Here is a 20,303-nt window from a genome sequence, read left to right on the forward strand (position 1 = left end):
CAAGGAGTACCGCATGAAGCTGCTGAGCGCATTGCTGTGGTCGTCGCTGCTGGCCACGATGGCCCCGTCTGCCTGGGCGCAGGCCAACACCATTCCCTCGCAGCCGCACCTGCTGGTGAAGGGCGAGGCGCGCCGTCTGGTGATGCCTGACCGGTTCGGCCTGCAATTGAACATCGAAGAGACCGATATGGAGGCCGATGCCGCGCGTCGCCGCGTGCAGGACAACGTCGCCCGCGTGCTGGCGCTGTTCAAGCAGCACAAAGCGGTGGACGGCAGCGTGCGCGCGGACAACCTGCGCGTCGGCCCAGCGACGCGCTATGAGCAGAACCGGCAGGTCTTCATCGGTACGCGCGTGTCACGCCAGCTGCGCGCCAGCTTTGCCAGCGTGAAGGCGATGCAGGATGTGCTGGGTGCGCTGAAGGCCAACGAGAACGTACAGGTCAGCAGCCTGGCCCCGACGTACTCGGGCGAGGTGGCGCTGCGCCGTGAACTCAAGGGCGAGGCCGCAGCCAAGACCCGCGAGTCCGCGCAGGGCCTGGCCAAGGCCTACGGCACCCAGCTGCGCGGTCTGTACAGCATTTCCGATGTGGCGCCGAACTTCGCCTACGGCATCCAGGCAGGCAGCTGGCCCAGCAGCGGCGATCTGGTGACGCCGCCTTCGCCGCCCTCGCCCGAGGCGCCGATGAACAGCATCGAGACCACGGGCTCGCGCCTGCCCGAATCCATCGAAGCCGGCCCCATCACCTACACCGAAAACGTGTACGCCATTTTCCTGATAAGCGACGGAACCTGACCATGTTGTGGATGATCGACAACTACGACAGCTTCACCTACAACCTCGTGCAGTACCTGCAGACGCTGGGTGCCGAGGTGAAGGTGGTGCGCAACGATGCGATGAGCGTGGACGAGATCGCCGCGCAGAAACCCGAGCGCATCGTCATCTCGCCCGGCCCGTGCACGCCCAACGAAGCGGGCGTGTCGCTGGAGCTGATCCGGCGCCTGGGGCCGACCACGCCGATCCTCGGCGTGTGCCTGGGCCACCAGGGTATCGGCCAGGTCTACGGCGGCACGGTCATCCGTGCCGGCAACATCATGCACGGCAAGACCTCGCCGATCCGCCATGAAGGCAAGGGCGTGTTCGCCGGCCTGCCGGACGGTTACCAGGCCACCCGCTACCACTCGCTGGTGGTGGACAAGAACAGCCTGCCCGACGCGCTGGAAGTGACCGCGTGGACCGAAAACGAGGATGGCTCGATCGAAGAGATCATGGGCCTGCGCCACCGCCAGTTCCCGGTGGAGGGCGTGCAGTTCCATCCCGAATCGATCCTCACCGAGCATGGTCACGCGCTGCTGCGCAATTTCCTGCAGCGCCCGGCTGCCTGATCCAAGGAGTATTCCGATGAGCTTCTCCCCCCAGGAAGCCCTGCAACGCACCATCGAACACCGCGAAATCTTCTTCGACGAAATGGTCGACCTGATGCGGCAGATCATGCGCGGCGATGTCTCGCCGATGATGACCGCCGCCATCCTCACCGGCCTGCGCGTGAAGAAGGAAACCATCGACGAGATCGCCGCTGCGGCGACGGTGATGCGCGAATTCGCGCTGGCCGTGCCGGTCGCCGATACCACCCACCTGGTCGACATCGTCGGCACCGGTGGCGATGGCTCGCATACCTTCAACATCTCCACCTGCGCGATGTTCGTTGCTGCTGCCGCCGGCGCGCGCGTGGCCAAGCATGGCAACCGCAGCGTGTCGTCCAAGTCCGGCAGCGCTGATGCGGTCGAGGCATTGGGCGCAGCGATCGAGCTGCAGCCGGCGCAGGTGGCGGCGGCCATCGAACAGACCGGCATCGGTTTCATGTTCGCGCCGATCCACCATCCGTCGATGAAGGTGGTGGCGCCGGTGCGTCGCGAGATGGGCGTGCGCACCATCTTCAACATCCTCGGGCCGCTGACCAACCCGGCCAGCGCACCGTCGGTGCTGATGGGCGTGTTCCATCCCGACCTGGTGGGCATCCAGGCGCGCGTGCTGCGCGAGCTGGGTACCGAGCGTGCGATGGTGGTCTGGGGCCGCGACAACATGGACGAGATCTCGCTGGGCGCCGGCACCCTGGTGGGTGAGCTGCGCGACGGCAAGGTGCGCGAGTACGAGATCCATCCGGAAGACTTCGGCATCGCCATGTCGGCCAGCCGCAACCTGCGCGTGGACGGCCCGGAGCAATCCATTGCCATGCTGCGCGCGGTGCTCGACAACGAGCCGGGTCCGGCGCTGGACATCGTCGCCCTGAATGCGGGCGCAGCGTTGTACGTGGCCGGCGTAGCCAGCGATATCGGCGACGGCCTGGCCCGTGCCCGCGCGGTCATCGCCGATGGCAGCGCCCGTGCCCGCCTGCAGCAGTATGTCGATACCACCCGCGCGCTGGTTGCCTGAGCGCGCGGTTCAGCCTGACCCACCCGATGGCCGATAATGGTCGTCCTCACCGCCCCAGCACCGACCCGACGACGATGAGCGATATCCTGCAGACGATCCTGGCCCGCAAGGCCGAAGAAGTAGCCCAGCGCCGCGCCCAGCGGCCGCTTGAGGAGCTGCAGGCGGCGCTGGCCGATGCGCCACCGGTGCGCGGTTTCGTGCGCGCGCTGCAGGCCGCCGTGGCCAATGGCGATCCGGCGGTGATTGCCGAAGTGAAGAAGGCCAGCCCGTCCAAGGGCGTGATCCGCCCCGACTTCCGCCCGGCCGACATCGCGGTCAGCTATGAGTTCGGCGGCGCCAGCTGCCTGTCGGTGCTGACCGACGTGGATTTCTTCCAGGGGGCCGACGTCTACCTGCAGCAGGCCCGCGAAGCGTGCACGCTGCCGGTGCTGCGCAAGGACTTCGTGATCGATGCCTACCAGGTGGTCGAGGCGCGCGTGCTCGGCGCCGACTGCATCCTGCTGATCGTCGCCGCGCTGGACGATACGCAGTTGGCCACGCTGTCCGAACTGGCGATGTCGCTGGGCATGGACGTGCTGGTGGAAGTGCACGACATCGACGAACTGGAACGTGCACTGCAGGTGCCGGCGCCGATGATCGGCATCAACAACCGCAACCTGCGCACCTTCGAAGTGTCGCTGCAGACCACCCTGGACATGCGCCTGGCCGTGCCGCGCGATCGCCTGCTGGTCACCGAGAGTGGCATTCTCGGCCCGCAGGACGTGGCGCTGATGCGCGATGCCGGCATCCACTCGTTCCTGGTCGGCGAGGCCTTCATGCGCGTGGAAGAGCCGGGCGAGGGTCTGCGTCAGCTATTCTTCGCAGCATGAAAACGCACTATCCAACGCCGCGCGAGGATGCGCCGCTGGTGGTCTTCGACTTCGACCACACCCTGTATGACGGCGATTCGGGCACCCACCTGTTCGCCTCGCTGATCAAGCGCAACCCGCTGCGGATGCTGGCGGCGCTGCTGGTCACCCCGATCGCCGGGCCGATGGTGGCGATGCTGCCGACCCGCCGTGCCGGTATCTCGGTCTATGTCTGGATCGGCAGTTTCGGGTTGCACCGCGCGCGTGAGTTCAACAAGGTGATCGACGCCTACGTGCTGCGCAACGAGGCGCAGATGCGCGCCAAGCTGTTGCCGCAGGCGCTGGAGGTGTTCGCCGCGCATCGTGCCAAGGGCGACCGCGTGGTGGTGGCCACCGGTGCGCCGCCGGAGCTGGCCCGCGCGATCCTGGCCTTTGTCGCTCACCAGGACGTGCCGGTGATCGGCACCGAAGTGGGGCCGCGTCTGGGCGGGGTAGGGCCGACCCGACACTGCCACAACGAAGAGAAGATGCGCATGCTGCGCGAGCGCGGCTACGGCGACATCGACATCGCCTATTCCGACAGTACCGCCGACCTGCCGCTGCTGCTGGCGGCGAAAGCGCCGGTTGTGGTCAACCCGAAGCCGGCCAAGGTGGAATTCTTCCGCCGCGTGCTGCCGGCCGGCACCCGCATCCTCAACTGGGGCTGCGTGGACCGCGGTGGCGACAAGGCGTAATCGATCCCGCCTGCGCGCCGGGCAGGGACCCGGTAGTGCCGGCCGCTGGCCGGCAACCTGGCAAGCGTTTCCGGAGTTCATGAGGTTGCCGGCCAGCGGCCGGCACTACCGAATCCCACGCGGGTAGCGCCGGGCCACGCCCGGCGGGCGGTCAGCGGCCCAGGTACCCGAACAGCGCATGGCCTACCTGGAACAGGCTGATGCCCAGCACCAGCACGCCCACTGCGACCAGCACCCAGCGTTCCTTCACCCGCTTCACCAGCACCGCCGCCACCGGCGCGGCCATCATGCCGCCGATCAGCAGGCCGGCGACGATCTGCAGGTGCTGCACCCCCATCGACAGCAGGAACGTGGCCGAAATGGTCAGGGTGACCACGAACTCGGCCGCGTTGACGGTGCCGATCGTGGTCCTGGCCTGGCCACCGCGGGCGAGCAGGGTGGAGGTGGCCACTGGGCCCCAGCCGCCGCCGCCGCTGGCATCGAGCAGGCCAGCGAAGAATCCCAGCACCGGCACCCGGCGGATCTCGCCCTTGGGCATCCAGCGGCCGGCCGCGCGGGCCAGGATGATGATGGCCAGCACCAGCAGGTACAGGTAGATCAGCGGGCGGATCAGGTCGCCAGGGACCTGTGTCAGGACGTACGCGCCGAGTGCGCCGCCCAGGGCGCCGGGCAAGGCGAGGCGGAAGAACAGGCGTTTGTCGACATTTCCTGCTACCAGATGCGACACACCGGATGCGCCGGTGGTGAACACCTCAGCGGTATGGACGCTGGCGCTGACCTGTGCGGGAGGCAGCCCCATGCTGAGCAGCACCGATGAAGAAACCAGCCCGAATGCCATGCCCAGCGCACCATCGACCAGCTGTGCGCCAAGGCCGATGAGGATGAACCACCAGAATTCGCTGCTCAGTTCCATGGATCGAGCCTAGCGGAAGCGGGTGTGCGGGACATGCGATGGTACGTCGCACGTACGGCGGTCCGCCGGGCATGTCCCGGCGCTACCGGCGCAGGTCTTGTGGTAGCGCCGGGCCATGCCCGGCGGACACCGGGTGGTCAACGGGTGCCGTACAGCACCACGGTCTTGCCGCGGGCGTGCAGCAGGCCGTCGGTCTGCAGCTTCTTCAGCACCCGGCCGGCCATTTCGCGCGAGCAGCCGACCAGGCGGGCCAGTTCCTGGCGTGAGACGCGCAGCTGGCTGCCCTGCGGATGGCTCATCGACTCCGGCTCCTGCGCCAGATCGTGCAGGGTGCGCACGATACGGTCGGTGACATCCAGGAACGCCAGGCGGCTGGCCTTGCGGCTGGTGTCCAGCAGGCGCTTGGAGATCTGCTGGCCCAGCGCGTACAGCAGGCGCGGGGCATCGGCCGACAGCGGGCCGAGGAACAGCTGATGCAGGCGCTCGTAGCTGATTTCGGCAAGCTCACAGGCGGTGCGGGTGCGCAGGATCACCTCGCGGCGGTCCGACTCCACGAACAGGCCCATCTCGCCGACGAACTCACCGGCGCCGAAATAGCCCAGCACCAGCTCGCGGTCCTCCTCCTCCTCGGCCATGATCGAAACCGAGCCGCTGATGACGTAATACAGGGTTCCCGCCGGGTCACCGGGTCGGAAGACGTCGGTACGGGTGGGATAGCGCCGCCGGTGGCTGTGTGCCAGGAAGCGGTCGATTGTTGCGATGTCCAAGGCCAATGGGCTGCTAGCTAGGCGCACGGTTGACACGATAGGGGCGCTCCCTCTGCGCATGAACGGATTCACGGGGTCGATAGCGGAGCTTAACCAGCGCAATTGTTAAGGGCAAACAGTGTGCCAGAACCTGAGCGTCTTCACGTTCCCCCTGGAGACACTTATGCCGCATAATTCCCCCTTTCCCTTCTTACACAGGAATCGACCGCCGTGGTCAAGCCGTTGCCTCGCCTGAGGTTGCAGGGTTTCAACAACCTCACCAAGGCGCTGAGCTTCAACATCTATGACGTGTGTTACGCGCGCACCGAAGAGGAGCGTCAGCGTTACATTGAATACATCGATGAAGAGTACAACGCCGACAGGCTTACTCAAATCTTGACCGATGTCGCTGAGATCATCGGCGCCAACATCCTCAACGTGGCGCGCCAGGATTACGATCCGCAGGGTGCCTCGGTGACGATCCTGATCTCCGAAGAGCCGGTGATCGACAAGAAGCAGGCCGGCAAGGAGTTGATTTCCGATGCCGTGGTCGCGCACATGGACAAGTCGCACATCACCGTGCACACCTATCCGGAAACGCACCCGCAGGAAGGCATTGCCACCTTCCGCGCCGATATCGACGTGGCTACCTGTGGCGTCATTTCGCCGTTGAAGGCACTGAACTACCTGATCGAGAGCCTGGAATCGGACATCGTGATCATGGACTACCGTGTCCGTGGCTTCACGCGTGATGTGAAGGGCAAGAAGCACTACATCGATCACAAGATCAACTCGATCCAGAACTTCCTGGCCAAGAACATCAAGTCGCGTTACGAGATGTTCGACGTCAATGTCTACCAGGAAAACATCTTCCACACGAAGATGCACCTGAAGGACTTCGACCTGGACCAGTACCTGTTCGAGGAAAAGGCCAAGAACATCTCGTTCAAGGAACGCATGAAGATCGAAGCGCTGCTGCGTCGTGAGATCGAAGAGCTGTTCCACGGCCGCAACCTGGCTGAGTGACCCATGTGCGATGCCGGCAGGCATCGCCACCCAGGCGGGACGCCCCGCCCCGTGGAGCCTGCGCTTGGCGCAATCTTCAGTTCCACGGCGATGTACCGACCTACGGCCCGGTGTGAAAACACCGGGCCGTTTCGTTTTTCCCAAAAAGGTAAGGAGCCCCCACCCATGCCCTGGATCTACCTGCTGCTTGCCGGTCTGTTCGAGATCGGATTCGCCCTTGGAATGAAGTACTCCGAAGGTTTCAGCAAACCCGTGCCGACCGCCCTGACGGTGGTGTCGGCGCTGATCAGCCTGTACTTGATGAGCCAGGCGATGAAGAACATTCCGGTCGGCACGGCCTATGCGATCTGGACCGGCATCGGCGCCATGGGCGTGACCGTACTGGGCATCTACCTGTTCAACGACAGCGCGTCGCCGGCACGCTTGGCCTGCGTGGGCCTGATCGTGGCCGGCGTGATCGGCCTGAAGCTGGTGTCACCCAACTAAGCCCTGGTAGTGCCGGCCGCTGGCCGGCAACCTCATGACCTGCGGCGACCCATGCGGGGCTGCCGGCCAGCGGCCGGCACTACCGTCAGGTGGCCTCACAGCCGGTAGGCAATGGTCTTCATCACCCTGGAGGCCAGCGCCATCGCGCCCGGAATCGGGAACGGCAGGCGGCGCGCGCCGGCCTGCTCGGCATGTTCGGCATGCCGGGCCTCGTCTTCCTTCATCACCCGGATGACCGCGCGGCTGCGCAGGTCGCCGGCCGGCAGGTCGACCAGGTGTTCGTCCAGATGGGCTTCCACCTGGCGCTCGGTCTCGACCACGAAACCCAGGTTCCAGCCGTCGCCGCGCAGCCCGGCCAGGGTGCCGATGGTGTAGCTGCCGGCGTACCAGAGCGGATTGAACAGGCTCGGGCGGCTGTCCAGCTCGCCCAGGCGGGTGGCGCACCAGGCCAGGTGATCGGTCTCTTCCTGGGCCGCTTCCAGCAGATGTTCGCGGGTCGCCGGGTCGCGTGCCACCGCGGCCTGGCCGAAGTACAGGCCCTGGGCGCAGACCTCACCGACATGGTTGATGCGCATCAGCCCGGCCGCGTGGCGACGCTGGGCGCTGTCCATGCCGGGCTCGCCGGTGTCCGTGGCCGGATAGGGGCGGCTGGCCGGCGGGTTGCCGAACACCGTGTCCAGGGCGCGCTGCGCCTCGGTCAGCAGGTGGTCCAGCGGGGTGGTCTGGCGAAGCACGGTCATGGCGGCACGGCGTGGAGCGGGGGAGGCCCGATTCTCGCCCGGCCCCGGTCCCCTGCCAACCCGGGGCAGGGGACCGGTTGCACCTGCCAGCCAAGCTGCGTACAATGCCGCCCCTTACGCTCCACCTTTCACAACGCGTGGCAGAGTTCCGGCGAGTCCTTCGCCGCAATGAGCCCGACCTAACCAAGAGTTCTTCATGAGCACTTTCACTGCCAAGAACGAGACCGTCCAGCGCGACTGGTACCTCGTCGACGCCGAGGGCAAGACCCTGGGCCGTCTCTGCACCGAGCTGGCCCGCCGTCTGCGTGGCAAGCACAAGCCGGTCTACACCCCGCACGTTGATACCGGCGACTACCTGGTCGTCATCAATGCAGAAAAGATTGTCGTCACCGGCAAGAAGCTGCAGGACAAGATGTATCACCGTTTCACCGGTTACATCGGCAACCTGAAGACCGAATCCCTCGCCCAGGCGCTTGAGCGCCACCCGGAGCGCGTGATCGAGACCGCCGTCAAGGGCATGCTGCCGAAGGGCACGCTGGGTCGCCAGATGTACCGCAAGCTCAAGGTCTACGCCGGCACTGAGCATCCGCACGCCGCACAGCAGCCGCAGGTTCTGGATATCTAATCATGGCTATCACTCAAAACTACGGCACTGGCCGCCGCAAGTCCTCCACCGCTCGCGTGTTCCTGCGCAAGGGTTCGGGCAACATCACCGTCAATGGCCGTCCGCTGGACGAGTTCTTCGGCCGTGAGACCGCTCGCATGATCGTGCGCCAGCCGCTCGAGCTGACCAAGAACACCGAGAGCTTCGACATCCTGGTCACCGCCGCTGGCGGCGGCACCACCGGCCAGGCCGGTGCGATCCGTCTGGGCATCGCCCGTGCTCTGGTCGAGTACGACGAGACCCTGAAGTCCGAGCTGCGCAAGGCTGGCTTCATGACCCGCGACGCCCGCGAAGTCGAACGTAAGAAGGTCGGTCTGCACAAGGCCCGCCGCGCCACCCAGTTCTCCAAGCGCTGATTTACCGCGCCTGGCCGGGCTCCTTCGGGAGCCCGCTGGTTGGAAAAGCAAAAGCCCGGCTTCGGCCGGGCTTTTGTCGTTCTGGGGCTGCGCATTTCCAGGTTGCCGGCCAGCGGCTGGCGATGGGGTGGGGTCAGGGCCTTTTCCTTTGGAAAAGGATCCGACCCCGGATCCCTCTCTGGAGGAGAGCCCCCTTGTTGTTCAAGGGGGCGCGCCGACAGGCGCGGGGATAAGGTGGGATGCGTGACCAAGCAAAAAAGAAAAAAGCCTGATCTTTCGATCAGGCTTTTTTCTTTTTTGTTTGGCTGCCCCTGATGGATTCGAACCACCGATGCCTGAGTCAGAGTCAGGTGCCTTACCGCTTGGCTAAGGGGCAATGTAACGTGTAACTATTTTCTCACTTTTCACGTTGAAAAACAACTTCAACGTGGTGGCTATGGGTGGACTCGAACCACCGACCCCAGCATTATGAGTGCTGTGCTCTAACCGGCTGAGCTACATAGCCTTGGTGAGCCCGCTATTCTGCTGATGTGTACAAGGACTGTCAACACCTTTGTATCGTGCTTGTGGCCCGACAGACGGCATGGGATAGTCCCAACCAGTAGATTTTCTTAGGAGTCCGCATCGTGATCGATCCGGACGGCTATCGACCGAACGTCGGCATCGTGCTGATGCGGCAGGACGGGCAGGTGTTCTGGGCACGACGTGTGCGCCGGGATGGCTGGCAGTTCCCGCAGGGTGGCATGAACACCGACGAGACGCCTGTCGAGGCCATGTATCGTGAACTGCAGGAAGAGACCGGGTTGTTGCCGGAGCACGTTGAAGTGCTTGGGGCGACACCGGGCTGGCTGCGTTACAAGCTGCCGGCGCGTGCCATCCGCCGCAATGAACGCCAGGTCTGCATCGGCCAGAAGCAGGTCTGGTTCCTGCTGCGCCTGACCGGTGATGAGGCCCACGTCAGCCTGGACCATACCGACTCGCCTGAGTTCGATCATTGGCGCTGGGTCGACTTCTGGTATCCGGTGGAGCATGTGGTGGTGTTCAAGCGTGGCGTCTACGCGCGCGCCCTGCGACATCTGGCGCCGTTGGCCCAGGGGGTGGCGGGGCAGGGCATCAGTGCCATGCCCAAGAGCGCTGCCGAGGCCTGGATGCCAGGCCACGCGGCCGGCCACGACAGGCCCAGGAAGCGCACGCCCATGCGCGGCGGGTACTGGCCGCGGAAAGCAAAGGGTGAACCGGGAGCAGTTTGACGGGCAGGTTGCGCAAAGAGCGGGCCGAACGGTCGCAACGCACCTCTGCCGGGTATTTCCGGCAGGGACTGGCTGTCCGTCTGGCAAGCCTCCCCTGGCTGTTGTTAAGCGTGGTGGTCCTCGGCGGCATCGCATGGATGCCGCTTGCGCTGGGCGTTTGCCTCGCCTTCGCGACCTGTGCGGGTGCGCTGTTCCTGGCGGACTACCTGCTGCGGCTGAGAGCGGCAGGTGGTGGTGTGCAGTGGCTGATCGTCTTCTTCAGTACACCGGTGCTGGCGCTTGGGCTGTTGTCCCTGTAGCCGCCTCGTACCGGGTGGATTCGACGGTACTCTGAACCGTATCGAGAATGGTTCAGGTCTCTGATTGACAACCATTCTCGTTTCCATTGGAATAGCGACCAGGCCGCTACTGGCCTGCTGCCCTGGTTCCCGCCCGTGTACGTCTGCATCTGCAACGGTGTTACCGACCACCAGATCCGCGAAGCCGCCAGCCATGGCGTCACGTCGGTGGCCGAGCTGACCATGCGCACCGGATGCGGCGCGACCTGCGGTTCCTGTCTGGACATGGCCGGCGAACTGCTGGCCAAGGCGCGTGCCACCCACGATCTGCCGTTGCCGGTGTTGGGCCTGGCGCAGGTCGCCTGAGTCGCTTCGCGGCGCGTTGACGCCGCGCTCTCCTGATCTTCATTGTTGGCCGCAGTGGCCAATGCGCACGATTCGCGTTCCTTCACGCGCGCGCTCAAGGCGCTACAGTGCCCGCGATTTCAGCGTGCAGGAGCATCCCCATGAAGGGCGACACCAAGGTCATCGAATTCCTCAACAAGGTCCTCTACAACGAGCTGACCGCGATCAACCAGTACTTCCTGCACGCCAAGATGCTCAAGAACTGGGGCATCAAGGAACTGGCCGAACACGAGTACAAGGAATCGATCGAGGAAATGAAGCATGCCGACATGCTTGCTGATCGCATCCTGTTCCTTGAAGGCCTGCCGAACTTCCAGGCGCTGGGCAAGCTGCGCATCGGTGAGAACCCGACCGAGATCCTGCAGTGCGATCTGTCGCTGGAACGCGATGGCGTGGTCACCCTGCGCGAGGCCGTGGCCTATGCCGATTCGGTCGGCGACTACGTCAGCCGCCAGCTGTTCGTGAAGATCCTCGATTCCGAGGAAGAACACATCGACTGGCTGGAAACCCAGCTGGAGCTGATCGAGCGCATCGGTGAGCCGAAGTACTTGCTGAGCAAGCTCGAAGAGTGATTCAACGGGCCTGGCCGGCGAGGTAGCCGGTCAGCGCCACGCGCGCGCGGGCGAACTCCGCCACCAGCAGCGCCACTGCCACGGCAGGGCGCTGCAGGCTGCCACTGCGGGCTTCGAGTTCGATCCGCCGCGCCACCGCTGACAGCGACAGCGCGCCGACGTTGGCGCTGGAGGATTTCAGGCTGTGTGACAGCGCCTGTAGGCGTTCGATGTCGTTGCCCTGCGCCGCCTGCTGCAGCTGCTGCACCAGCTGCGGTGCGTCTTCCAGGAACACCGTTACGATCTGCGCGGCGGCATCGCCGATCACCGCCTGCAGTTCATCCAGCACACTGCGATCAAGCACCGGCTGTGGAATCGGGATCGCGCGCGTTCGTTCATCGTCCAGGCTTTCGCCGTCGGGCACGCTCGGGGTTGCGGCAGGTTGCACGGGTTCCGGCAGCGGTGCATGGCCGCGATCCACGGAAACTCGGCCCCAGCGTTGCAGCAGCGCATGCAGCGCTTCACGCGTGATCGGCTTGGAAAGATAGTCGTCCATGCCCGCCTGCAGGCAGCGTTCGCGATCACCGGCCATGGCGTTGGCGGTCATCGCGATGATCGGCAACCGCGTGCGCCCCGCTTCGGCTTCCTCCCTGCGCCAGCGCTGTGTCGCGCTGTAGCCGTCGAGCACCGGCATCTGGCAATCCATCAGCACCACGTCGATTCCACCTTCGCGCAGCAGTGCGAGGGCCTGCTCGCCGTCGGCGGCATTGCGCACCCGGCACTGGAAGACCCGCAGCAGGTGCTCGGCCACCATCCGGTTGACCGTGTTGTCTTCGACCAGCAGCACATGCAGATCCAGCGGTGGCAGCGCGGCGGCCGGCCTGGCGTCTTCGGCGTTGGCCAGCAGGGCTGCCGGGCGTGCAGTGGCTGTTGGCTGGGCCAGGAGCGCGTGCAGGTCGGCATCGTTGAATGTGCTGTGCAACTGCTGCTGGCGCGGCCGTGCTGCAACCGGATCATCCTGCAGCCACAGCACCTGCAGTGCGTCGTCGGCACCGCGCTCGGCCAAGGCGCGCTGCAGGGCCACCTCGCCATTGCGGCGGTGGCGCGCGTCGACCAGCAACCATGCCGGTGTGCTCTGGCCCGGGCGTGGTGCTGCGCGCAGGCGTTCCATTGCCTCATCAATGCTGGCCAGCGGCTGCACCTGCAGGCCGTGGTGCGCGGCGATGCGTTCGACGCGTGGCTGCAGCTGTGCATCGGCGGTGTACAGCAGCAGCGCTGCCGGCGAGCGGGCCAGCGCCGGCAGGTCGCCGGGAACCTTCAGCAGCGGTATTTCAAACCAGAAGGTTGCGCCCTGGCCTGGGGTGGAGTGCACGCCGATGTCGCCATGCATCAGGTCGGTGATGCGCTTGCAGATGGCCAGGCCCAGACCGGTGCCACCGTAGATGCGGGTGGTGGACGCGTCGGCCTGGCTGAAGGACTGGAACAGCCGCGCCTGCAGGGCCTCATCGATGCCGATGCCGGTGTCGACCACTTCGAAACGCAGCTGGTGCTGGGCGGGGCCTTCGCCCAGCCGCTGCACGCGCAACTGCACCTGGCCGCGTGCGGTGAACTTGATGGCATTGGCCAGCAGGTTGCCCAGGACCTGGCGCAGGCGCACCGGATCGCCGCGTACCGGCAGGCGCACGGCCGGATCCAGTTGCAGGCTCAACGTCAGGCCCTTGGCCTCGGCGGCGCGCTGCAGCAGCTGCACCACGCCATCGAGCAGTTCGCGCAGGTTGAAGCTGGTGATCTCCAGCTCCAGCGCCTGGGCTTCCAGGCGCGAGTAATCGAGGATGTCATCGACGATGCGCAGCAGCTGCTGCGAGCTGGCCGAGGCGGTGGCCAGCATCTGCCGCTGGTCTTCGCCCAGCGGTCCGCGGGCAATCAGCTCCAGCATGGGCAGGATGCCGTTGAGCGGCGTGCGGATTTCATGGCTCATGGTGGCCAGGAATTCGCCCTTGGCCAGCACGGCTGCTTCTGCAGCCTGCTTGGCCTGCAGCAGCTGATGTTCCAGCTGGCCCTGGCGCTCGGTGGTACGCCGCAGCTGGTCGCGTTCACTGGTCAGGGTGATGCGTTCGCGCTGCAGTGTCGCCAGCGCGCGATTGCGCGAACGCAATCGCAGGCCCAGTACCAGCAGGGCGACGATGGCCAGCGCCAGTACCGCCAACAGCGCGACCGTCGGTGACACTCAGAGCACCGCGTTGTGGAAGTCGAAGTTCAGGTCGCTGCCGGCCGACTGCACCATGTTGCCCTGGATGTAATCGACACCGCCGACCCACATCGCGGCCGCTGCCTGCGGGTCCTCGATCTGCTGGCCGATGATCTGCAGGCCGGCTGCATGCGCCTGCTCGATCGATCGGCGCAGTTCTTCGCGCGTATCGGGGTTGGAGTGGCTGCTGGAAAAGCGTGCGGCCATGCGCACGAACGACAGTGGCAGCTGGGTGAGCAGGGCCAAGGCTTCGCTGCCCGGTTCGAACTGGCTCAGGCAGAAGCGCACACCGACGCTGGCCATGCGCTGGCAGAACTGCTGCAACGGCACGGTGTGGATCAGCGCGTCGGGCAGGCGCACGTCGATCACCAGCGCGCTGCCGGGCAGGCGGCGTTGCTGCAGCGATTCCAGCAGCCAGTCGGCGAAGGCATCGCGCTGCAGGGTACGCAGCGACTGCGAGACGAACAGGTTCAGCGGCTGGGTGGCGTGGCGATACAGGTCGAGCAGACCCATCGCATGCTCCAGCACCTGCTGGTCGAGGTCGGCGATGCGGCCGGCCGCCTCGGCGGCCGGAATCACCTGGCCGGCGGTCAGTACGCTGCCATCGGTCCGGCGCAGGCGCAGCAGCAACTGGTACTGCGCGCTGCTGCCGCCGGCGACGGCGACGATCGGCTGGTAAGCGAGCTCGAGCTGGCCTTCCAGCAACGCCAGGTGCTCCTGCTCGGTCGTGACCTGGCGATGCACATGGCCGGCAACGCCGGCGCTGAGCAGGCGTGCCTGCAGGGTGGTACGTTCGACCGCTTCCAGGGCGCTGCTGGCATCGTCGAAACCCGGCGACAGCGGCGCGTAGCCGACCACGCCACGCAGGTGTACCGATTCGTCGTCGCGGATCACGAAGGCGCGCGCGGACAGCTGCTCACGCAGGGTGCCGGCGATCGCTTCCAGGCTGTCCTCATCGGCGTTGCGCGCCAGCAGCAGGAAGCTGTTGTCGTTCAGGCGCGCCAGCAGGTGCGGATGGCCCGCCTCGGCAAGGCGTTGCCCGGCCTGCACCATCAGCCGCTCGAAGGCCGCATAGCCATAGCGCTCGCGCAGGCCCAGCGCGCTGGAGATTTCCACGAAGAACACGCCACCGCGGTCGTGCTGCGCCAGCGTCGCGTTGAGTTGCTGCAGCACGTGGTGGCGCGTGGGCAGCCCGGTTTCCGGGTTGCTGGTGGCCGGTGCACCGTTGGCACCGGGCAGGGTCGCTGCCTGCGCGCGTGCGCGGCGGATACGGTTGGCCACCGCGGCAATCAAGTGGCGCGGCCGGATCGGCTTGCTCAGGTAATCGTCGGCACCGCAGTCGAGCACTTCGAACTGGCGCTCCGGATCCGGGTCGCCGCTGAGGAAGACGATCGGCAGCAGCTGCATGCCGGGCTGCTGGCGGATCATCGCGGTCAGCCGCATGCCATCCAGCCCGGGCAGGTGCAGATCCATCAGGATCAGGTCAGGGCGTTGCTCGCGGATGGCCTGCTGCACGCCATCGGCATCGCCGAGCACGATCGCCTGCATGCCGGCGCCATGCAGCACGCTCTGTGCGAACAGGGCCTGGGCACGATCGTCTTCGACGATCAGCACGCGGTAGGGCGAGTCGGCATCGACAGGCGGGATGTCACTGTTGCCCGCCTCGGGCAGTGCGGCGGTGGAGGGCAGGGGCGGCGGAGCCGCCAGTCGGGCGCCGTCGCCGGGCACCGACAGGGCGGGTGTCTCTGACACCGCCGGTACTGCTTCGGCAGGCGTTGCCGCAGCCAAGGGGGCGGCCCAACGTTGCCAATGATCGGCCGGAGGGGTTTCAGCGCGTCCCGGGCGGGGGCCCGCGGCGGATTCGTTTGCGGCCATCGATGCTCCTGGTGTTCGCGGCCATTATGCGACAAGCCTGCCGATCAGCCGGTACGCGGTTGCCGTTGTCCGTCGTCGCTGCCGCCACGTGCCAACCAGCGCACGCTTTTCCACAGGGTGCGCCAGACCAGCCAGACCAGCAATGCGCCGGCCAGGCTGCAGGCCAGCACCACCACCAGCGCGATCCATGGATGCGCCAGCGCGAGCGCCAAGCCGCCGATCACCACGGTATCTTCGGCCGCAGAGGCGACCCAGTTGCTGGCCGGTTCCGGTGAGGTATTGAGCAGGGCGCGGGTGCCGGCCTTCAGGCCATGGCTGGCCAGTGCAACGCCCGCGCCGGCGACCAGTGCGCCGGTGCCCAGGTCGCCATCGGGCGACAGTGTCGCTGCCGCGAGGAAAGCGCCGGCGGGCACGCGCGCCAGGGTCTGCACCAGGTCCCAGGCTGAATCCACGCCGGGAATCTTGTCGGCGAAGAATTCGGCAATGGCCAGCGCCGCCGACGTGCCGAGCACCCACCACGACTCGGTGGCCTGCAGCGCCGGTGGCAGGTCGACCCAGCCGAGCAGGCCGGCGATGCCGACGCCGAATACGGTGAGGTAAACGCGGATGCCGGCCAGCCAGGCCAGCAGGATGCCGATCACGAACAGGTGGGCTTCGGTCATGGCGGGCTCCGGCGGCGGAACTGTGCGGGGTGCCACACTATCGACCATGGAGTGGCTGAATGCCACCGCCCGGTACCGGCCGGCACCGGGGAAACCTGCCGTTCCTGTCATACACTAGCCCGTCGTTTGCCCCAGGGGCCGTACTGGCGGCGCTTCGGCGCTGCCACGGAGACTACCCATGAACAACCGCCCTCCCATGCGCGTGCAGGTCCGCCTTCCCGGTGCCGCGCAACCACCCGCCGACCGCCGTCGCCTGCTGGTGATCGCCGGCATCTGGCTGCTGAGCCTGGTGCTTGCGGTGCTGGGTGGCTGCTGGCTGGGCACGCCGCGCGGTGAACAGGGCCAGCGCGTGCAGGCTGCCGAGAAGCGCGCCGATACGCTGCAGACGCAGCTGACCGAACTGCGCCAGAAGCAGGCCACGCTGGAAGCGTCGGACCGCATCAGCCGCGCCGCCAACAACGAAGTGCAGTCCTCGCTGGCCGAGCGCGATGAAGAGATCGCCGGCCTGCGCGCTGACGTCGCCTTCTACGAACGCCTGGTGGGCTCGACCAGCCAGCGCAAGGGTCTGAACACCCATTCGATTGAATTCAGCCCGGAATCGGCCGGCACCTGGCAGTACAGCGTGGTGCTGACGCAGAACCTCAACCGCGGGGCGATCAGCCAAGGGCAGATGCGTTTCACGGTGGAAGGCGTGAAGAACGGAAAGCTGGCCACCATCAGCTGGGACGAGCTGCACCAGCGCAGCAAGGTGCCGGGACAGGATTACTCGTTCCGGTACTTCCAGCAGCTCACCGGCAGCGTGATGCTGCCGGCTGACTTCACCCCGCAACGGGTGAAGGTGACATTGGGGAGTGGTGCGGGGGGCACCACGCAGGTATTCGACTGGAAACAGGCCGGCGCACCGGCCAGCAAAGGGGAGTAGGCAGATGTTCGGAAGCAGCAAATCCAGCCGTGATGGCCAACTGGTGGTGGATGCCCTGATCGGCAACCAGGTGGTGATCCGTGGCGATGTGGAATTCAGTGGTGGCCTGTACGTGGAAGGTCGCATCCACGGCAAGGTGATTGCCCAGGAGGGCGCCAGCGCGGCGACCCTGACCCTCGCCGAGCATGGCGTGATCGAAGGCGAGATCCGCGCCCAGGTGGTGGTCATCAGTGGCCGCCTGGACGGCGATGTCCATGCCACCGAGAAGGTCGAACTGACCCCGAGTGCGCGGGTCAACGGCAATGTTCACTACCAGGTGGTGGAAATGAATGCGGGTGCCCAGCTGAACGGCCGGCTGATCCATGCCAGCGCCCCGATGCAGGCCCTGCCGGCGCCGGAAGGCGAAGCGTCCGCTGACGGCAAGGGCGACACCGCCGCCCGCCGCAAGCTGGCCGAGGCGATGGCTTGAAAGCCAGCGCCGGCGCCCCCATGCTGAGCCCATGAACACGCTCGTCTCCCTCCCCGGCGCCACGCCGGCCGCCGCGCCCGACTACCAGTCGCTGGATCGGCCGCTGAACTTCACCGAGGCCGCTGCGGCCAAGGTCAAGGAACTGATCCAGGACGAGGGCAACCCCGACCTGTCATTGCGTGTGTACATCGAGGGTGGCGGCTGTTCGGGCTTCCAGTACGGGTTCGAGTTCGACGAGAACCGTGCCGGCGATGACCTGGCGGTGCAGACCAGCGGGGTCACCCTGCTGGTCGATCCGCTCAGCCTGCAGTACCTGATGGGTGCCGAAGTGGATTACACCGAGAGCCTGACCGGTGCGCAGTTCGTGATCCGCAATCCGAACGCCAAGACCACCTGCGGCTGCGGCAGCAGTTTCAGCATGTAATCGCAGGGCGTGGGGCATGCACCCCGCGCGCTGCCTTCGCTGGATCCACGCCATGCGTGGATGACCGTTACTGCAACCACAGGCGGGTTTCTGCACAGTCTGCGGCTTGCCACTTGCCGTGATTGGCGGCAGGCTAGCTGGATGCTCAATTCTCCTTCGCCGCTTTCCGGTTTTGCCTTCGTGGGTGAACCGTTGGAGCGCGCCGATGCCATGCGCGAAGATGCCGATGCTCTGGCGCGCCTGTGGCCCGATGCGCGCATTCTTGTCCTGGACCAGGACGGCACCGCCTTCACCGGTGATGACGACCAGCCGCTGGCGTTGACCGGCGCCGATGTCGGTGGCGGGCCGGGTGTCGCGATTTTCCTCGGCCTGCGTGGCGAGCAGGCGTGGTTCTCGGTGGAAGCGGCCAGCGTGACGGTCACCGCGCCACGCCGGCTCGATCTGCGCCAGGCCGCGCTGCTGTGGACCGTGGCCGATGCGACCGCCTTCAGCTACGCCCGTGGCATGTCCTACTGGCAATCGCGTACCCGCTTCTGCGGTGTCTGCGGCAGTGCCGTGACGTTCGCCCGGGGTGGCTTCGTCGGCCGCTGCCCGCAGTGCGCGACCGAGCACTATCCGCGCGTCGACCCGGCGGTGATCGTCGCGGTGGAAAACCAGGGCCGGCTGTTGCTGGGCCGCCAGTCGAACTGGGCGCCGCGCCGCTATTCGGTGCTGGCCGGCTTTGTCGAGCCGGGCGAGACCTTCGAGCAGACCGTAGCGCGCGAAGTGCACGAAGAGAGCAAGGTGCGGGTGACCGCCTGCCAGTACCTGGGCTCGCAGCCCTGGCCGTTCCCCGGCGCATTGATGGTCGGATTCCGTGCGCAGGCACACGACGACGTGCCGACCGTGGATGGCGAGCTGGAAGACGCGCGCTGGTTCAGCGCCGAGGAAGTTGGCGCGGCCCTCGCGCGTGACGTCGAGGACGATGGAGAAGGCATCCGTCTGTCACCGCCGATTTCCATTTCGCGGGGCCTGATCGAGCATTGGTACCGCCAGCAACCGGCATCCGGCGGCGCCAGCATTGCCGCCACCTGAACACGCTGCCGGTTACAGTACGGTTCACCGCTGACGGCGGCGCTGCGACAGGTAAGGTAGCGACGCCGAACGCTCGCTCGTAGGGAGACCTGCCATGTTCACCACCCTGGTCGCCGTGTTGGTGGCACTGGCCCTTGGCCATGTCGCCCCGGCCGCTGCCGCGTCGCTGCGCCGTTTCGACGGCTTCCGGCGTTGGCTGGGCTGGCTGGACGCGCGCGGTGGTCGGGCCTGGCAGGGGGCCGCCGGCGTGGCGCTGGCGATCGTACCGCCACTGCTGCTGATGGCGCTGGTCGCCTGGCTGCTGCGCGGGGTGCTGTTCGGCCTTCCGGCGCTGCTGCTGGGCGTGGCCGTGCTGGCCTGGTGCTGGGGCCCGCGCGATCTGGACCGCGACATCGAAGCGATCATCGATGCCGACGATGCGCCGACCCGGCAGGCGGCGGTACGCAACCTGCAGTCGGCCGGTGGCAGCCTGCGCGAGGATGTTCCTTCACTGGTCGAGGCGACCGTGCTCAACGCCCTGCGGCGCTGGTTCGCGGTGCTGTTCTGGTTCCTGCTGCTGGGCCCCGTGGGGGCTCTCGGTTATCGCCTGCTGGCACTGATGGCGGAAAGCCCGATGCGTGCGCGCGTGCCGGTGGAGCCGCTGGCGCTGGCACAGCGGCTGCTGGGCTGGATCGAGTGGCCGGTGGCACAGTTGATGGCGTTCTCGATGGCCCTGGTCGGCAACTTCGACACGGCCTGGAAGGCATGGCGCCAGGCGCATGGTGAGCGCTTGGCCGGTGGCATTGGTTTCCTGGGTGCGGTGGCGCGTGCCAGCGTCAATGCCGAGCTGCGCGAGGACGCTCACGATTACACCGAAGCGGGCCTGCTGCCGGTGTGGCAGCGGTTGCCGGACCTGCGGGATGCGATGAGCCTGGTGTGGCGGATGCTGCTGCTGTGGCTGGCGGTGCTGGCCCTGCTGGTGATCGCGGGCTGGGTGACCTAGTTGTGCTTTTCTGCAGGGCTTGCCGCCCTGCACCCGCTGGAAGCAACGGCAACTGCAACAGCAACAGCGGCTCTGGATTTCTGTGGGTTTGGTGGGGCGGTGCGGGGCTGCAGGACACGCCGTTAACCCATCCATGGGGGCTCGATGGCGCCATCCATGGCGCCAACGGTCCTGCAGCCCCACACCGCCCCACCCCCGACAGTTTCCCGATGACGGTGG

General features: G+C 66.4%; 24 protein-coding genes and 2 tRNA genes. 18 read left to right on the forward strand and 8 right to left on the reverse strand.

The window, feature by feature from the left end; all coding sequences use genetic code 11:
• The first annotated feature begins 13 nt into the window (after positions 1 to 13).
• The 5 genes from ABIA73_RS19600 to ABIA73_RS19620 all read left to right on the forward strand — a co-directional run bounded on the left by ABIA73_RS19600 (position 14) and on the right by ABIA73_RS19620 (position 4,013).
• Complete coding sequence (locus tag ABIA73_RS19600; protein ID WP_025874613.1) at positions 14 to 793, forward strand: SIMPL domain-containing protein; 780 nt, start codon at positions 14 to 16, stop codon at positions 791 to 793.
• A gap of 2 nt (positions 794 to 795) precedes the next feature.
• Positions 796 to 1,383: an anthranilate synthase component II gene (locus tag ABIA73_RS19605; protein WP_025874614.1), complete on the forward strand. Its 588-nt coding sequence runs from the start codon at positions 796 to 798 to the stop codon at positions 1,381 to 1,383.
• A gap of 16 nt (positions 1,384 to 1,399) precedes the next feature.
• On the forward strand, positions 1,400 to 2,431 hold the full coding sequence (gene trpD / locus ABIA73_RS19610) for an anthranilate phosphoribosyltransferase (RefSeq protein ID WP_025874615.1): 1,032 nt from the start codon (positions 1,400 to 1,402) through the stop codon (positions 2,429 to 2,431).
• 74 nt (positions 2,432 to 2,505) lie between these two features.
• Positions 2,506 to 3,300, forward strand: a complete 795-nt coding sequence (trpC, locus tag ABIA73_RS19615; protein WP_354276190.1) for an indole-3-glycerol phosphate synthase TrpC — start codon at positions 2,506 to 2,508, stop codon at positions 3,298 to 3,300.
• The gene (locus tag ABIA73_RS19620; RefSeq protein ID WP_025874617.1) at positions 3,297 to 4,013 is read left to right on the forward strand and encodes a haloacid dehalogenase-like hydrolase; all 717 of its coding nucleotides are present in this window, start codon (positions 3,297 to 3,299) and stop codon (positions 4,011 to 4,013) included. Before trpC ends, ABIA73_RS19620 begins: the two co-directional genes overlap by 4 nt.
• Before the next feature lie 151 nt (positions 4,014 to 4,164).
• Here ABIA73_RS19620 and ABIA73_RS19625 read toward each other — a convergent pair whose 3' ends face one another.
• On the reverse strand, positions 4,165 to 4,926 hold the full coding sequence (locus ABIA73_RS19625) for a sulfite exporter TauE/SafE family protein (RefSeq protein WP_025874618.1): 762 nt from the start codon (positions 4,924 to 4,926) through the stop codon (positions 4,165 to 4,167).
• 137 nt (positions 4,927 to 5,063) lie between these two features.
• On the reverse strand, positions 5,064 to 5,753 hold the full coding sequence (gene crp / locus ABIA73_RS19630) for a cAMP-activated global transcriptional regulator CRP (RefSeq protein WP_025874619.1): 690 nt from the start codon (positions 5,751 to 5,753) through the stop codon (positions 5,064 to 5,066).
• A 150-nt stretch (positions 5,754 to 5,903) separates the two neighbouring features.
• On the opposite strand from crp, the gene speD reads away from it, so the two are divergent.
• Both speD and ABIA73_RS19640 read left to right on the forward strand, forming a co-directional pair.
• Positions 5,904 to 6,698 (forward strand): adenosylmethionine decarboxylase, encoded by a 795-nt coding sequence (gene speD, locus ABIA73_RS19635; RefSeq protein ID WP_025874620.1) that lies wholly within the window; start codon positions 5,904 to 5,906, stop codon positions 6,696 to 6,698.
• 165 nt (positions 6,699 to 6,863) lie between these two features.
• On the forward strand, positions 6,864 to 7,184 hold the full coding sequence (locus ABIA73_RS19640; RefSeq protein WP_025874621.1) for a DMT family transporter: 321 nt from the start codon (positions 6,864 to 6,866) through the stop codon (positions 7,182 to 7,184).
• 95 nt (positions 7,185 to 7,279) lie between these two features.
• On the opposite strand, the gene coq7 is transcribed toward ABIA73_RS19640, so the two are convergent.
• Positions 7,280 to 7,924 carry a 2-polyprenyl-3-methyl-6-methoxy-1,4-benzoquinone monooxygenase gene (gene coq7 / locus ABIA73_RS19645; protein ID WP_099843937.1) on the reverse strand — a complete coding sequence of 215 codons (645 nt, stop codon included), beginning with the start codon at positions 7,922 to 7,924 and terminating at the stop codon, positions 7,280 to 7,282.
• A 196-nt stretch (positions 7,925 to 8,120) separates the two neighbouring features.
• Between coq7 and rplM the strand changes: the two genes are divergently transcribed.
• Positions 8,121 to 8,549, forward strand: coding sequence for a 50S ribosomal protein L13 (gene rplM, locus ABIA73_RS19650; protein WP_025874623.1), 429 nt, complete (start codon positions 8,121 to 8,123; stop codon positions 8,547 to 8,549).
• A 2-nt stretch (positions 8,550 to 8,551) separates the two neighbouring features.
• Positions 8,552 to 8,944, forward strand: coding sequence for a 30S ribosomal protein S9 (gene rpsI, locus ABIA73_RS19655; RefSeq protein ID WP_005411311.1), 393 nt, complete (start codon positions 8,552 to 8,554; stop codon positions 8,942 to 8,944).
• Between the two features lie 302 nt (positions 8,945 to 9,246).
• On the opposite strand, the gene ABIA73_RS19660 is transcribed toward rpsI, so the two are convergent.
• Together ABIA73_RS19660 and ABIA73_RS19665 are read right to left on the reverse strand one after the other, a co-directional pair.
• Positions 9,247 to 9,320: transfer RNA gene (locus tag ABIA73_RS19660), tRNA-Gln, on the reverse strand.
• Between the two features lie 52 nt (positions 9,321 to 9,372).
• Positions 9,373 to 9,449 (reverse strand) — tRNA-Met (locus tag ABIA73_RS19665).
• Positions 9,450 to 9,570: 121 nt separating this feature from the next.
• Between ABIA73_RS19665 and ABIA73_RS19670 the strand changes: the two genes are divergently transcribed.
• The 4 genes from ABIA73_RS19670 (at position 9,571) to bfr (ending at position 11,449) form a co-directional block, all read left to right on the forward strand.
• The gene (locus tag ABIA73_RS19670) at positions 9,571 to 10,194 is read left to right on the forward strand and encodes an RNA pyrophosphohydrolase (RefSeq protein WP_025874624.1); all 624 of its coding nucleotides are present in this window, start codon (positions 9,571 to 9,573) and stop codon (positions 10,192 to 10,194) included.
• A gap of 8 nt (positions 10,195 to 10,202) precedes the next feature.
• Positions 10,203 to 10,493, forward strand: a complete 291-nt coding sequence (locus ABIA73_RS19675) for a hypothetical protein (RefSeq protein WP_313282247.1) — start codon at positions 10,203 to 10,205, stop codon at positions 10,491 to 10,493.
• Positions 10,494 to 10,628: 135 nt separating this feature from the next.
• A complete protein-coding gene (locus ABIA73_RS19680) occupies positions 10,629 to 10,838 on the forward strand; it encodes a (2Fe-2S)-binding protein (protein ID WP_032951724.1) in 210 nt (69 codons plus the stop codon).
• A gap of 140 nt (positions 10,839 to 10,978) precedes the next feature.
• Complete coding sequence (gene bfr, locus ABIA73_RS19685; RefSeq protein WP_025874625.1) at positions 10,979 to 11,449, forward strand: bacterioferritin; 471 nt, start codon at positions 10,979 to 10,981, stop codon at positions 11,447 to 11,449.
• 1 nt (position 11,450) lies between these two features.
• Here the strand turns inward: bfr and ABIA73_RS19690 are convergent, their stop codons facing one another.
• The 3 genes from ABIA73_RS19690 to ABIA73_RS19700 are packed head-to-tail and all read right to left on the reverse strand — an operon-like array spanning position 11,451 to position 16,213.
• On the reverse strand, positions 11,451 to 13,655 hold the full coding sequence (locus tag ABIA73_RS19690; RefSeq protein WP_354276191.1) for an ATP-binding protein: 2,205 nt from the start codon (positions 13,653 to 13,655) through the stop codon (positions 11,451 to 11,453).
• Complete coding sequence (locus ABIA73_RS19695; RefSeq protein ID WP_032976658.1) at positions 13,656 to 15,551, reverse strand: EAL domain-containing protein; 1,896 nt, start codon at positions 15,549 to 15,551, stop codon at positions 13,656 to 13,658.
• A gap of 44 nt (positions 15,552 to 15,595) precedes the next feature.
• Entirely contained in the window at positions 15,596 to 16,213 is a 618-nt protein-coding gene (locus ABIA73_RS19700) for a DUF4126 domain-containing protein (RefSeq protein WP_025874628.1), read from the reverse strand.
• 178 nt (positions 16,214 to 16,391) lie between these two features.
• Here ABIA73_RS19700 and ABIA73_RS19705 point away from each other — a divergent pair, with 178 nt between their 5' ends.
• From ABIA73_RS19705 to ampE, 5 genes are all read left to right on the forward strand, one after another.
• Positions 16,392 to 17,135 (forward strand): DUF6776 family protein, encoded by a 744-nt coding sequence (locus ABIA73_RS19705; RefSeq protein WP_025874629.1) that lies wholly within the window; start codon positions 16,392 to 16,394, stop codon positions 17,133 to 17,135.
• A gap of 4 nt (positions 17,136 to 17,139) precedes the next feature.
• Positions 17,140 to 17,604: a bactofilin family protein gene (locus ABIA73_RS19710; protein ID WP_025874630.1), complete on the forward strand. Its 465-nt coding sequence runs from the start codon at positions 17,140 to 17,142 to the stop codon at positions 17,602 to 17,604.
• Positions 17,605 to 17,635: 31 nt separating this feature from the next.
• Complete coding sequence (gene erpA / locus ABIA73_RS19715) at positions 17,636 to 18,028, forward strand: iron-sulfur cluster insertion protein ErpA (protein WP_025874631.1); 393 nt, start codon at positions 17,636 to 17,638, stop codon at positions 18,026 to 18,028.
• 141 nt (positions 18,029 to 18,169) lie between these two features.
• Positions 18,170 to 19,102, forward strand: coding sequence for an NAD(+) diphosphatase (gene nudC / locus ABIA73_RS19720; protein WP_025874632.1), 933 nt, complete (start codon positions 18,170 to 18,172; stop codon positions 19,100 to 19,102).
• Positions 19,103 to 19,196: 94 nt separating this feature from the next.
• Positions 19,197 to 20,084, forward strand: a complete 888-nt coding sequence (gene ampE / locus ABIA73_RS19725) for a regulatory signaling modulator protein AmpE (RefSeq protein ID WP_025874633.1) — start codon at positions 19,197 to 19,199, stop codon at positions 20,082 to 20,084.
• Positions 20,085 to 20,303 lie beyond the last annotated feature (219 nt).

It is taken from the genome of Stenotrophomonas sp. 2694, from assembly GCF_040548715.1.
Classification (GTDB): Bacteria; Pseudomonadota; Gammaproteobacteria; order Xanthomonadales; family Xanthomonadaceae; genus Stenotrophomonas; species Stenotrophomonas indicatrix.

Excerpts from the sequence above, each read along its gene's own strand:
- ABIA73_RS19600 (WP_025874613.1), top strand. The coding sequence starts at position 14 with ATGAAGCTGCTGAGCGCATTGCTGTGGTCGTCGCTGCTGGCCACGATG.
- ABIA73_RS19605 (WP_025874614.1), top strand. The coding sequence starts at position 796 with ATGTTGTGGATGATCGACAACTACGACAGCTTCACCTACAACCTCGTG.
- trpD (WP_025874615.1), top strand. The coding sequence starts at position 1,400 with ATGAGCTTCTCCCCCCAGGAAGCCCTGCAACGCACCATCGAACACCGC.
- trpC (WP_354276190.1), top strand. The coding sequence starts at position 2,506 with ATGAGCGATATCCTGCAGACGATCCTGGCCCGCAAGGCCGAAGAAGTA.
- ABIA73_RS19620 (WP_025874617.1), top strand. The coding sequence starts at position 3,297 with ATGAAAACGCACTATCCAACGCCGCGCGAGGATGCGCCGCTGGTGGTC.
- ABIA73_RS19625 (WP_025874618.1), bottom strand. The coding sequence starts at position 4,926 with ATGGAACTGAGCAGCGAATTCTGGTGGTTCATCCTCATCGGCCTTGGC.
- crp (WP_025874619.1), bottom strand. The coding sequence starts at position 5,753 with ATGCGCAGAGGGAGCGCCCCTATCGTGTCAACCGTGCGCCTAGCTAGC.
- ABIA73_RS19640 (WP_025874621.1), top strand. The coding sequence starts at position 6,864 with ATGCCCTGGATCTACCTGCTGCTTGCCGGTCTGTTCGAGATCGGATTC.
- coq7 (WP_099843937.1), bottom strand. The coding sequence starts at position 7,924 with ATGACCGTGCTTCGCCAGACCACCCCGCTGGACCACCTGCTGACCGAG.
- rplM (WP_025874623.1), top strand. The coding sequence starts at position 8,121 with ATGAGCACTTTCACTGCCAAGAACGAGACCGTCCAGCGCGACTGGTAC.
- rpsI (WP_005411311.1), top strand. The coding sequence starts at position 8,552 with ATGGCTATCACTCAAAACTACGGCACTGGCCGCCGCAAGTCCTCCACC.
- bfr (WP_025874625.1), top strand. The coding sequence starts at position 10,979 with ATGAAGGGCGACACCAAGGTCATCGAATTCCTCAACAAGGTCCTCTAC.
- ABIA73_RS19695 (WP_032976658.1), bottom strand. The coding sequence starts at position 15,551 with ATGGCCGCAAACGAATCCGCCGCGGGCCCCCGCCCGGGACGCGCTGAA.
- ABIA73_RS19700 (WP_025874628.1), bottom strand. The coding sequence starts at position 16,213 with ATGACCGAAGCCCACCTGTTCGTGATCGGCATCCTGCTGGCCTGGCTG.
- ABIA73_RS19705 (WP_025874629.1), top strand. The coding sequence starts at position 16,392 with ATGAACAACCGCCCTCCCATGCGCGTGCAGGTCCGCCTTCCCGGTGCC.
- ABIA73_RS19710 (WP_025874630.1), top strand. The coding sequence starts at position 17,140 with ATGTTCGGAAGCAGCAAATCCAGCCGTGATGGCCAACTGGTGGTGGAT.
- erpA (WP_025874631.1), top strand. The coding sequence starts at position 17,636 with ATGAACACGCTCGTCTCCCTCCCCGGCGCCACGCCGGCCGCCGCGCCC.
- nudC (WP_025874632.1), top strand. The coding sequence starts at position 18,170 with ATGCTCAATTCTCCTTCGCCGCTTTCCGGTTTTGCCTTCGTGGGTGAA.
- ampE (WP_025874633.1), top strand. The coding sequence starts at position 19,197 with ATGTTCACCACCCTGGTCGCCGTGTTGGTGGCACTGGCCCTTGGCCAT.